The 12,827-nt window shown below is 63.7% G+C and carries 5 protein-coding genes; all 5 read left to right on the top strand.

The genetic code is table 11. The features are described 5' to 3' along the window. Nucleotides 1-38 precede the first annotated feature (38 nt). Nucleotides 39-2,201 carry a type I secretion system permease/ATPase gene (locus ISS20_RS11120; RefSeq protein WP_291436560.1) on the top strand — a complete coding sequence of 721 codons (2,163 nt, stop codon included), beginning with the start codon at nucleotides 39-41 and terminating at the stop codon, nucleotides 2,199-2,201. 1 nt (nucleotide 2,202) lies between these two features. After that, complete coding sequence (locus ISS20_RS11115) at nucleotides 2,203-3,618, top strand: HlyD family type I secretion periplasmic adaptor subunit (protein WP_291436559.1); 1,416 nt, start codon at nucleotides 2,203-2,205, stop codon at nucleotides 3,616-3,618. A gap of 5 nt (nucleotides 3,619-3,623) precedes the next feature. Then, nucleotides 3,624-4,268, top strand: a complete 645-nt coding sequence (locus ISS20_RS11110; RefSeq protein WP_291436557.1) for a response regulator transcription factor — start codon at nucleotides 3,624-3,626, stop codon at nucleotides 4,266-4,268. Continuing rightward, nucleotides 4,261-4,479 carry a hypothetical protein gene (locus ISS20_RS11105; RefSeq protein WP_291436555.1) on the top strand — a complete coding sequence of 73 codons (219 nt, stop codon included), beginning with the start codon at nucleotides 4,261-4,263 and terminating at the stop codon, nucleotides 4,477-4,479. The genes ISS20_RS11110 and ISS20_RS11105 overlap by 8 nt, the downstream gene beginning before the upstream one ends. Before the next feature lie 144 nt (nucleotides 4,480-4,623). Next, nucleotides 4,624-12,827 (top strand): retention module-containing protein (locus ISS20_RS11100; protein ID WP_291436553.1); only part of this gene is annotated, 8,204 nt, incomplete at its 3' end.

The following is a 12,827-nucleotide window of genomic DNA, read 5'->3' as shown; positions in this document are numbered from 1 at the left end:
CTAGAGTGAATTCGAACATTGAGCAACAAGGAATTCATATGGTTTCAAATGCAGGTGTGGTGCCGCCTGCAGAGCTTGCAGGGGGCAGTCCCGACGAGTTGTTGTCGTGCCTGCTCATCGTGGCCAAGTCCCATGGCTTGCCGTCTACCCCCGAGGCGGTGATGGCAGGCCTGCCTGCGGAGCAGCACCGGCTCACGCCCGGCCTGTTTGCACGTGCGGCGCGTCGGGCGCACATGAGCAGCCGGCTGGTGCGCGAGCCCCTGGCGCGGGTCAGGGATGTTTTGTTGCCGGCGGTTTTGCTGCTGCAGGGCGAGCGCGCCTGCGTGCTGCTGGGCTGGAGCGAGGGGCGCAGCGAGGCGCTGGTGGTGTTGCCCGAGCTGGGCGATGCGCCCATCCAGGTGTCGCGTGCGGCGCTGGAAGCGGACTATCTGGGGACCACGGTGTATGTACGCCCGTCCCAAAGGTTCGATGCGCGGGCGCCGCAGGTGAAGGCGGGGCGGCATGGGCACTGGTTCTGGTCCGTGCTGGCAGAAAACCATGGCCTGTACCGCGATGTGCTGCTGGCCGCGCTGCTGGCCAACCTGTTCGCCCTGGGTATGCCCATATTCACGATGAACGTGTACGACCGCGTGGTGCCCAACAACGCGGTCGATACCCTATGGGTGCTGGCGCTGGGTCTGTCCATCATGCTGGTGGGCGACCTGGTGCTCCGCACCCTGCGGGGCCGGTTTGTGGACCTGGCCAGCAGCCGTGCAGACGTGAAGCTGTCGGCTCACATCATGGAGAAGGTGCTGGGCACGCGCATGGAGCAGCGGCCCGCGTCGGCGGGGTCGTTTGCTTCGAACCTGCGGTCTTTCGAGTCGGTACGGGACTTCATCAGCTCGGCCTCTGTGGTGGCGTTCATCGACCTGCCCTTTGCGTTGATCTTTGTCGTTGTGATTGGCTGGATTTCCTGGCCCATGCTGGTCCCGCTGCTGATCGGGGCCCTGGTGATGCTGCTCTATGCCCTGGCGGTGCAGGGGCGCATGCACGAGCTGTCTGAAACCACCTACCGCGCGGGGGCACAGCGCAACGCCACGCTCGTGGAGGCGCTGGTGGGCTTCGAGACCGTGAAGGCGCTGGGCGCCGAGGCGCCGCTGCAGCGCAAGTGGGAGCGAAGCACGGCGCTGCTGGCGCGGGTAGGTGTGCAGCTGCGCCTGCTCTCGGCCACGGCCAGCAACAGCTCGGCCTTTCTGCAGCAGCTCATCAACCTGGTGATCGTGATCCTGGGCGTGTACATGATTGGCGAGCGCCAGCTGACCATGGGCGGTTTGATTGCCTGCACGATGCTGGCCTCGCGCGCCATGGCGCCGGTGGGGCAGGTAGCGGGACTGCTGGTGCAGTACCACACGGCATCTACTGCGCTGACCTCGCTCAACGAAATGATGAAGCGCGAGGTGGACAGGCCGGAGGGGGCCAATTTCATCAGCCGGGGGCGGCTGCAGGGGGGCATCGAGTTCCGCGACGTGAGCTTTACCTACCCGGGCCAGCAGTCGGCGTCGCTGCGCAATGTGACGCTGAACATCAAACCCGGGGAGCATGTGGCCATCCTGGGGCGCATCGGCTCGGGCAAGACCACGCTGCAGAAGCTGATCCTGGGGTTGTACCGGCCCACGTCGGGTGCTGTGCTCATCGACGGGATCGACCTGCGCCAGCTGGACCCCGCCGAGCTGCGGCGGCAGATGGGCTATGTGCAGCAGGACGTGATGCTGTTCTATGGCTCGCTGCGCGACAACATTACGCTGGGGGCGCCTCTGGCCGATGACGAGGCGGTAGTGCGCGCGGCCGAGATCGGGGGCATCCTGCCGCTCATCAATGCCCACCCGCAGGGGTTCGACATGCTGGTGGGAGAGCGCGGGGAGTCGCTATCTGGGGGGCAGCGCCAGGGCGTTTCCATTGCCCGCGCCGTGATCAACGATCCGGCCGTTCTGCTGCTGGATGAGCCCACCTCGTCCATGGACCATTCGAGCGAAGAGGACATAAAGCGCCGCTTGGCCGATTTCTCCAAGGGTCGCACGTTGGTGCTCATCAGCCACCGCACATCGCTGCTGGAGCTGGTGGACCGCATCATCGTGATGGATGCTGGCCGTGTGGTGGCCGACGGGCCCAAGGAGCAGGTGGTGCAGGCCCTGCGGCAGGGTCGCATCGGAAAGGCGGTGTGATATGGCTGAGCTCAACGAGAAAGCCTTCCACCAGATTGGCCGTGCCGTCAAGACGGGCGGGGTGGCCAGCGACTCCATCTTCGGCCGCATGGTCAAGCGGCTCACGCCTGCAGGGACCGCTGAGTCGCTGGACTGGGCTGATGATGCCGATTGGGCGCGCCTGCAGCAGGAGCCACTGCGCGCGCGCGCGCTGTTGCGGCTCGCAGTTCTGTTTCTGCTGCTGCTGGTGCTTTGGGCCGCGTATGCCGAGTTGGACGAGGTGACGCGTGGCGACGGCAAGGTGGTGCCAACCAGCCAGGTGCAGGTGATCCAGAGCGTGGATGGCGGCATCGTGGAGGAGTTGCCCGTGCGCGAGGGGCAGGTCGTGGAGGCCGGCCAGCTGCTGCTGCGGGTGGATTCCACCCGCTTCATGTCCACCATGCTTGAAAGCCGGGCCAGCCTGCTGGCCCTCCAGGCCAAAGCCTTGCGCCTGCAGGCGCTGACGCAAGGGGGCAGCTTCATCCCGCCGCCCGAGCTTCTGCGTGATGCGCCGGATATCGTGGCGCAGGAGATGCGCTTGTACCGATCGCGGCGTGAAGAGATCAGCGCACAGGTGTCCATTTCGCAGAACCAGCTGATGCAGCGGCAGCAGGAACTCAATGAAGTGCGCGCGCGCAAGGAGCAGGCCGAACGGGGGCTGGAGCTCATGCTGAAGGAACTCAATGCCACCAAACCCATGGTGGCCACGGGTGCCGTTTCCGAAGTGGAGGTGCTGAGGCTCGACCGCGAAGTGGCAAGGCTGCGCGGTGACCGCGAGCAGGCGGATGCGCAGATTTCCAGGGTCCAGGCGGCCATCCAGGAGGCCACCAGGCGCATCGAGGAGGTGCAGCTCACGGCGCGCAACCAGATGAGTGCGGAGCTGTCGGAGACCATGAGCAAGCTCTCGAGCATGTCGGAAGGCGGCCGCGCGCTGGCCGACAAGGTCAAGCACGCCGACATCCGCTCGCCTGTGCGTGGCACAGTCAAGCGCCTTTTGGTCAATACCGTGGGGGGGGTGGTGCAGCCGGGCAAGGAGGTGGTGGAAATCGTGCCATCGGATGACGCGCTGATCCTGGAGGCACAGGTGAGTCCCCGCGATATTGCTTTTTTGCACCCGGGTCAGGAGGCCATGGTCAAGTTCACTGCCTACGATTTCTCCATATATGGGGGGCTGGTGGCTGATGTGGTGAATATCAGTGCCGATTCGGTGGTTGATGAAAAGGGCAACGCCAACTACTTGGTGCGTGTGCGCACGCGCAAGGCCAGTCTCGGGCCGAATCTGCCCATCATTCCCGGGATGGTGGCGCAGGTGGACATTTTGACAGGCAAGAAGACCGTATTGGCCTATCTTCTCAAGCCCGTGCTGCGAGCCAAGGCCAACGCCTTGTCGGAGAGGTGAAATCCATGCGCCACTACTTGGCCAGCGATACAGTACAGCCGTCGGACCGCTGGTGTACGGCGTTCCCTTTTGGGATTTTTTTTGGTAAAGCGGACAGGCCTGCGCTGATGGAGGTTTTACGAAAGGCTGATGGAGCGCCAACCATAGCTTGGCTGAGCACAGAGTATTCCGATTGGCCAGAGCTGCTTCGGGCCGTGCTTGTACAAGCACCCTCCACCCGCGTGGTGGTTGTGTCCGGCATGCCTGACGACCGAGAAGGCTTGCGTGCTATCAATGAGGGAGCTAGGGCGTATTGCCACCTCTTTGCCGTCCCCGAAATGCTGATGGAGGTGGCCGTGGTGGTCCAGCATGGCGGTCTGTGGGTGGGGCCGACGCTGGTGGCACGACTGGCGGCCGCCACCTGGAGCCTGACGGCCTCGCAGGCCTCGCTGCCGTGTCAGGAAGATCTGCAGCGGTTGCTTTCCTCTCGCGAGCTGGAGGTGGCCCAGGCTGTCGCCCGCGGGCTCTCGAACAAGGAAATTGCCGAGAGGCTCTTTATTTCTGAGCGGACGGTAAAGGCCCATCTCGGATCCGCCTTTGAAAAGCTCCATGTGCGTGACCGCGTGCAACTAGTGCTCCGCCTCAATCAAGGGGCCAATGGCCATGTCTGATAAAAACATCCATCCTTTGAGTTCTTCGGACGCGGGGCTGGCCCGCGTCACGGAGGACCTGATCGAATTGTTGATCGCACGGGGCGTCATCCGTTTCACGGACTTGCCACTGGCTGCGCAGAACAAGTTGCTGGAGCGCAAGGAGACCCGTGCGCGGCTTGGTAATAGTCTGGATCTATTGGGCGACGATTCGGGCAACGAAACAATTTGAGCGCCCAGGGGCGTCGAGCTCCAAATGTGGACCTAAGTCCAATGGTGAGCCACAGACCCCGACGGTAGCCTTCACAGCTATCAGTCACATGCCGTTCTTCTGGGCGAAAAGGCGCAGAAGTTTCTGGCTCACCGGAGCACGCTCATGTCTCAAATCGCCACAGTCGTAGCCGTGAACGGCACAGCATTTGCGGTCGATGCCAACGGCAATCGCCGCGCCCTCAAAGCGGGGGACGTTCTGCAAAAAGGAGAAGTCGTCCAGACCCCAGCTGGCTCCAGGGTGGAGCTGCTGATGGACGATGGCAAGGTGCTTGCCGTGGCACCTGAGCAGAACATCAAGCTCGATGAAAGTGTCACGCAGACGGCCGAACGCCCTACAGCGCAGGACGCTAGCGTAGCCCAGGGCACCATTGATACGGTGATCCAAGCGCTAGAGCGTGGTGGTGACCTGAACGAGCAACTGGAAGCTACGGCTGCGGGTCTCGGTGGCGGTGGTGGCGAAGGAGAGGGCAGTAGCTTTGTGCAGCTGCTGCGCATCTTCGAAGGGGTTGATCCCCTGTCCTATCTCTACAGCTTCACGCCCCAGTCGGCCCCGGACATCGATGTCAACCCGCTGGCGGTACTTGCACTTGATGCGTCACCACCGGCACCGGCACCAGCGCCCGCACCAGCCCCCGCTCCTTTGCCTCCTGCTCCGCCTCCGGCCCCGAATCCGCCGGTGCCGGCGCCTCCTCCGCCTCCGGCTCCCCCGCCACCCGGCCCTCCTCCTGTCTCTCCCCCTCCTCCTCCGCCCGATCCGGTGCGGGTGAGCCTGAGCATCACACTCGAAGAAGAATCCGTCCCTTCCGGTCGCGAGAGCCGCAGTGTGAACGGTGTGATCGGCAACGACGAGGACGAGGGCCTTTACAGCTACCAGCAAGGCATGTTTGACTTGGGTGGCGGTAGCATTTCCTCGATCAGCGTGCCGGGTTTTGCTCCTGTGTTTGTCACAACAGCAGGCGTGACCATCTATTTCAACGCGCAGGGAGAGCCCATTCCCCAGGGCGACCCAACGCCCCCGGCGGTCCTGCTGGTCATCACCTCCAGCGGTAGCTACACACTGACGGTTGTTGGCCCGCTACAGCATGCACCAGGCGGCGGTGAAAACTTCCTGGCGCTGCCCACGGTGACGATCAATGGCGTCACGGGCGAAGGTGGTGCGTTCACGGCCGAGGTGGGCATGTCCGTGCAGGATGACATCCCTGTGATCGACTCCCACACCGACGGTATCCCGACGCTCATGACGTCTGACCGTGGCGTGAACCATGCCAACAACACCGGGTCCGAAGGGACGGAAAACAACCCACAGGGTCCCGACGCGGACACCGACAGCAATACCTTCAATGGCACGGCGTTCGTGGTGTCGTTTGGTGCTGATGGCCCCAAGCTTCACCCCGGTGGTAGCGGTGGGGAAGAGGGTCAAAGCGAGAAGACTCCCGACGGCTACGCTTTCGCCTTCCAGATTGGCAACGGTGGCGCTACGGGGCTCTATGCCACCGGCACCAATACCGAGATCATGTTGAGTGCAACGGGCAACCCTGGCGAAGTGGTCGGTCGTGATGGCAGTGGCAACGTAATTCTCACTCTGCAGATGGATCCGCAGACGGGCGCTGTGGTCATGACCCAGACGGGAGCCATTCGCCATGCCGCGCCCGATGGCGTGGAGGGCGGGCTGGACGAGCTGCAGGCCATTGGCAAGGGCGTGCTTTCCGTAGTGCTGGCCGCCACGGACAACGACGACGACACCGTGATGGCCCAGCTCGACTTGGGCGGGCGGTTGCTGTTTGGCGACGACGTGCCTGTTTATCGCTATGACAACGATGGGGAAGAGTTGCCTGACGAAGGCGACGAAACGCAGTACCTGCGCACAGGATTGGAGCCTAGCCTTTCACTGGAGGCGGAGGAAGAGTCCGTGCGCGTCGATGGCGACAAGATCGGCAACGACGAGAACGACCTACCTCTGACCTCCACGGCCAACGGCGGTCTCACCCAGATCAACGGTGCCATCAACTGGGGTGCCGACGGTTTCGGCCAGCTTACCGGCGTGCGTGTGGGCAGCGGCGAAGGTGCCAGCGTGGTACCTGTCGGCCAGACCGTCTGGTTTGGCGCCGATGGCTCCGTGATTCCTTCAGGCCCCGGCGGTGCTCGGCCCGAAGGTGCCGCAGCCAGCCTGCTGGTGGAAGCCTCGGGCAGCTACACCCTGACCGTGCTGGCCACCATGAACCATGCGGCGGGTGGGGAAGTGGTGCAAGGGGAGGATTGGCTCAACCTTGAAACCGTGCGCCTGATGGGCGAAGACGGTGACGGCGACCCCATCACCGTGGCCTTGGAGACCCGGGTGCAGGACGATGTGCCGGTGCATGTGAAGGTCCTGGGCGTTCCTGTGCCACTGGTTGCTCTGCTGGAAGAAGAGTCCGCATCGAATGGTGATGGCGGCGTGATAGGCAACGACGAAACTGGGTTCTTCGACCCATTGAGCGCCTCCACGGGCAACCAGTCCATGACCGGTGTCGTGCGCTGGGGGGCCGACCAGTTTGGTGGGGTGGTGGCCGTGCGGATTGCGGGCCAGGAATATGCCGTGGGCAACGCGGGCGCCACGGTGTACCTGGACCGCGACGGCCAGCCCATTGCCGACGGCGACACCACAACGCCCCGCTCTGTGGCGCTGGAGATCGACGGTGCTTCCGGCGGTTACAGCCTGACGGTGATTGGCCCCCTGAACCACGAAGCGGGTTGGGGCGAAAACCTGCTGCTGCTCCCCACGGTGACTTTCGTAGGTGTGGATGGCGACGGTGACCGCATCGGGGTGGACCTCTACGCCAAGATTCAGGACGACGTGCCCGAACATGCCAAGGTGGACGGCAAGGTTGTCAAACTCAGTGTCCTGGTCGAGGAAGAGTCGGTGCCTGTGTCGGGCGGCGGCACGCTGGGCAACAACGAAACCGAGAACCCTGACCTGAGCTATGTGAAGTCGGACGCCACGGGCTTCCAGGGCGCAGTGAAGTGGGGGGCTGACCAGTTCGGCGGCCTCACGGGCATCAAGGTGCAGAACGGGTTCTTCTCCGAAAACAGCTACAGCCCGGTGGGTGGCGTGGTGACGGTGTACTTCGACCAGAACGGCAAGGCGCTGGCGGCGGGCGCCACCAGCGGCGCAGCAGTGCTGACGGTGAACGCAGAAACCGGGGCCTACCAGTTCGAGGTGCTGTCGGCACTCAAGCATTCCTCGCAGGGCGAGGATCTGCTGAACCTGCCCAAGATCACTTTCGTGGGCCAGGACGGCGATGGCGACACCATTGGTGTGGAACTCAATGCGTCGATCAAGGACGATGTGCCCATCGTGACGGTGAACGAAGCTGTGCCCGTTGCTGCGCACGGTTTCACGGTGGACTACAAGGGCGGCGAGGCGGGCTACAACAACAGCTTTGGCTACTACTTCAAGAACCCCGATGGCACGATCGACCTCTCCAAAGGCGGCATGGTGCTCTGGGACAACGTCAAGACTGAGGGCAATGCGGCGGTGTCGTTGCCCACAGGGGTCACGGCGGACCAGATCGGCTTCTTCATCATCCCCAACGGGGATGGCCGCAACGGTGCCTTGGGCGATGCGCAGGCTGTGTCGTTCCAGCAGGTCAATGGACAGTGGACGGCCTTTGTGAATGGTGTTGCCCTGTCGGGCGATGGCGCGCCGGTCTATTTCTCGGACCAGCGGCTCAACAGCGACGGCCAGTCGCATGTACAGCAGACCCCCTCCGGAACGTCGGCTGGCCAGGGCAGCAAAGGCAACTTCAACTGGGAAGACCTCAAGATTACCTCCACCAGTTCGGACAAGGACTATGACGACGTCAACCTGAACCTGAACTGGAACGTGCCGCTATTGGTGAAGGATGCCGAGGCCGATGCAGGTACCAGCTCCGACACGGATGGCAAGGCGCTCTCGGGCAGTTTCCAGTTCAGTTTCGGGGCGGACGGCGCTGCCGCCACGGGCAGCAAGACTTTTGGCCTGAGCGTTGGCGCCCAGGGGCAGGCCTCTGCCCTGAAAGACACCGCAACGGGTTCTACAGTGCTGGTGAAGATGGAGGGCGGTGCAGCCGTGGGCTACATCCTCATCGGTGGCGTACAGACCAACGTGTTCAAGGTCACAGTGGCAGGCGATGCGGCCAACAACGGCCAGGTGACGGTGGAGCAGTTCCGCGCGGTGGTGCACCCCACCAACGATCCGCACGAGATCGTCAACATCGGCGGTGGCGTGATCCAGCTGACGGCGCAGGCCAAGGATGGCGACGGCGACAAGTCCAATGTGGCCACCTACGACATTGGTCGGCAGATCAACTTCCAGGACACCGGGCCGGTGGCTGCGGACGATGCCCGCAATCTGGTGGCCACAGCCGGTGCCACGGGTACCACAAGCCATGCGCTTGGCAGCGTGCTCAGCAACGATTCCTATGAGGCCAAGGCCGACGGCGGTGCTGCCAGCGTGGTGTTCACCCGCGCTGGAGGCGACCGGTCGTACGATACCACCGACCTCACCGGTCCTTCGATGGATGCCACGGGCACCATGGGTGCGCTCAAGATTGCGACCGACGGTACCGTGTCCTACACCCTTGACAACCTCAAGGCCATGGCCCTGGGCGCCGGGGCGACGCTGACCGACCAGTTCAACTACCAGATGAAGGATGCTGACGGCGACACCGATGTGGCCAACGTGCGGGTTACGGTGCAAGGCGTTAACGATGCGCCCGAGTTCGTGACCGGCAACGACCAGACGACCCAGATATGGATCGACAAGGACGGCGATGGCAACAAGGACGAAGGCGAAGTGTCGCGCTACTCCGGGGCGAATGCTGACCAGATTGCAGTGAGCGTCCAGGAAGACGCCCTGGCGCAGGGCAATCGCGATAACCCCGGTCAGAGCACCACGGATTCCGCCAGTTTTGGCGTGGCGGACCCGGACATCGGGGACACCGTGTCGGTGCGCTTTGACACCACGGGCCCCTTGCCTGTGGTGACCTCCGGCGGTGTGGCCATCCAGTGGGTGCCCAATGCCGCTGGCACTGAACTTTTGGGCAAGGTTGGCGACACCACCATCATCAAAGTGACTATTGGCGGCAGCTACGACAGTGGCTACACCAGCAATGTAGTTCTGCTGGGCCCGGTCGATCACGCCCGCCCGGCCGCTGGGGCGAGCACCGACGGCGATGTGAAGGAGCTGAACTTCACCGTCATCGCCAACGACCGGCCCGCCAACCCGGCTACCGGCCTCACGGATTCCATGGCCCTCAAGGTCTCGCTGGAGGATGATGCACCCGTTGCGAAGCTGGTGGAGGGAACCTCACAGGCCGTTGTGCTGACAGCGATGCTGGAGGAAGAGTCCGCCTTGCGCGATGGCGTGAAGATTGGCAACGACGAACGCGATGCCAGCGATTTCGTCAACGGAGCCCAGTTGGAGGCATCGACCGGCGTGCGTGTCATGAACGGGGCCGTCAGCTGGGGGGCGGATGGCTTCGGCAAGGTCACGTGCGTGCAGTTTGGTGGCGTTACCGTGGCCGTGGATGGTGTCTCTGGCGGCAAGGTGTATTTCAATGCAGCCGGCCAGGCGCAAACCGGCGCGATGGGGGCAGCCGCCGTGCTGGAGGTCAAGGCCAACGGTGAATACACACTCACGGTGACCGGTGCACTGACCCACTCTGCGCAGGGAGAGGACACGTTGAACCTGGGCCGTGTGCATATCGTGGGCGAAGACCGCGACGGCGACTCCATCGGTGTGGAGCTTGCCGCCAGCGTCAAGGACGATATCCCCGTCATCACCACGGTAGAGCCCGACCCCGTGCCAGGCATCACTGTGCAACTGGTGGGCAGCGACGCCGGGTACAACAACACTTGGGGCTACTACATCAAAAATGCCAGTGGCGAGCCCACCACTGGCATGGTGGTGTGGGATAACGTGAAGAACCAGCCGGTGACCAGCGTCACCCTGCCGCCTGGCGTGTTGCCCGGCCAGGTGGGTTTCTTCATGATTCCCAATGGCGACAGCCTCAATGGCTCGCTGGGCAACAGCACCCCGGTGAGCTTCTCCAAGGACGGCAGTGGCCAGTGGGTGGCGAATGTGGGGGGCTCACCGCTCTCGGGCCAGGGGGCTCCCGCGTTGTTCGACAACAGCACGCTCAATCTCGACGGCCTGTCGCATGTGAACACGGTGGCCATGGGCCCTGTCACCGGCAACCAGAACTGGGAAGACATCTACGGTGGCGGTGACCGCGATTACAACGACGTCCTGCTCAACGTCACCATGCCGCTGTTGGTGGACGACAGCTTCCTGGATGTGGATGCGGAGTCCGACCTTGGGTCCACACGCTTCACTGTGAGCTATGGAGCAGATGGTGCTGCAACGCTGAACGGCAAAACGTATGGCCTGGTGCTCAATGGCGGCGAGGGCAGCTCCTCGGGCTTCCGCGACACCGCGTTGTTCTCCAACGGCCAGCCCTCGGATGTGCTGCTCAAGAATGGCCCCGGCGGCTCGGTGATCGGCTATGTGGTGGTGGACGGCGTGGAGAAAACCGTCTTCAAACTGTCGATTGATGCCGCCACTGGCGAGGTGACCTTTGACCAGCAGCGCACCGTGGTGCATTTCACGCCGGGCGACTCGAACGAGGTGCAAGCGGGCATGGCGGGCAAGATTGGGCTGCAGCTCACCGCCGTTGACGGCGATGGCGACAAGGTCGATGCCAGCATCGATGTGGGCCGGATGCTGTTCATTGCCGATGATGGCCCGGTGGCCTTGGACGATACAGACGGAACGCAGTGGGTGGTGGACCGCTGGGTGGCTACCGGCAATGTTCTCACCGGTGTGGGGACGACCCCTGAAGGTGCAAACCAAGGTGCGGACAAGCACGAAGGCATGCAGGACGGTGCCAAGGCCGAGGTGGTCCAGGTGCGTGCCGGTGCCGAAGGGGCGGTGTGGACCCCTGGCACGACGGTGGCCAGTGGAGGCAGCGCCACGGTGGCGGGCCAGTTTGGCTCGCTCACCATGGAGTCCGACGGGGAATACACCTACACAGGCCACCAGACGACCATCCAGCTCGGTGGTGGTGCCGGTGTACCCGCAGGCACAGACGCCTTTGACTATGGCAAGCCATACACCACGAACCTTGGTGAGCAGCTGATCACCAGCCCCACCCCGGGGCAGACCGGTGGTGCCGTGGTCACCAGCCAGGGCAATGGTGCGGGCGTGGACGATCCGACCGAGCCCGTGCCGGGCGACGTTGGTGCGAGCACGCCCGAGCAGGTCGGGTACTCGCCTTCTCAGGGCTCCGAGGCCCTGTCGGTGGACCTGGGCAAGATGGCGGTGCGGGCCGTGGTGGACATCTCCAACCTGTTCCAGAACGAATCGGGCCAGACGGGCAACAGTGGCGAAACCGGCCGCTGGGAGGCTTTCGACGCCGCCGGCAACAAGGTGGGCGAAGGGATGATCGGTGGCGTGCTGTTCAACAACGGCGCCAATGGCAGCGACCCGGTGCACCAGGGGCAGGTGGAGATCGAGGTGCTGGGGGCCGATGGCAACCCGATTGCCTTCCAGAACGTGGTGTTCTCTGGGGTGGACTACCTGGCGGGTGACAAGGGCAGCGATAGCTCCGACTATTTCGTCAAGGCGGTCAGCTTTGAGGAATATGTGGAGACCGGCTCCAAGGACCAGTTCAGCTACCAGATGGAGGACGGCGACGGCGACACCGACAGTGCCACGCTGACCATCGACACGGGTCACCAGCTGAGCGACCAGGGCCTGGGCATGGTCTACGAAGACGGCCTTGCCACGGGCAATGTGGACAGCAGCCCGCACACCACCGACACGGCAGGCACGCTGGGCATGGGCAGCGCCACCTACACCCTGGGTGTGCCGGTGCAGAAGATCACCTCGGCAGGCGACGAAGTGCGCTGGACAGTGTCAGGCGATGGCAAGACGCTGACCGGTGTGGCGGGGGCGGGCGCGGATGTGCGCACGGTGGCCGTGGCCACTATCGACGATAGCGGCCAGTACAAGCTGGAGCTGAAGGGTCAGGTGGACCACGCCTACACCGAAAGCGGTGAAGAGAATCTGTACCTGCAACTGGTTGCCAACAAGACCGAAGGTGGCGAGACCGAGGTGCAGGGCTTCAACGTCAAGATCCAGGACGATGCGCCGGTCTACGTGGGGGGCACGCAAGACACGCTGGTCGCCAACAGCGGTGTGGGCGAGGTCGTCGCTGACCTGGGCGCCCGCGTCGGGGCCGATGTGGTGGGGGCGGATGTGAACATGGCCGCCACCACGACGGCGTC

It is taken from the genome of Acidovorax sp., assembly GCF_016783915.1.
Classification (GTDB): domain Bacteria; phylum Pseudomonadota; class Gammaproteobacteria; order Burkholderiales; family Burkholderiaceae_C; genus Acidovorax.
This window is presented reverse-complemented; position numbering and strand designations above follow the sequence as displayed.

Excerpts from the sequence above, each read along its gene's own strand:
- ISS20_RS11120 (WP_291436560.1), top strand. The coding sequence starts at position 39 with ATGGTTTCAAATGCAGGTGTGGTGCCGCCTGCAGAGCTTGCAGGGGGC.
- ISS20_RS11115 (WP_291436559.1), top strand. The coding sequence starts at position 2,203 with ATGGCTGAGCTCAACGAGAAAGCCTTCCACCAGATTGGCCGTGCCGTC.
- ISS20_RS11110 (WP_291436557.1), top strand. The coding sequence starts at position 3,624 with ATGCGCCACTACTTGGCCAGCGATACAGTACAGCCGTCGGACCGCTGG.
- ISS20_RS11105 (WP_291436555.1), top strand. The coding sequence starts at position 4,261 with ATGTCTGATAAAAACATCCATCCTTTGAGTTCTTCGGACGCGGGGCTG.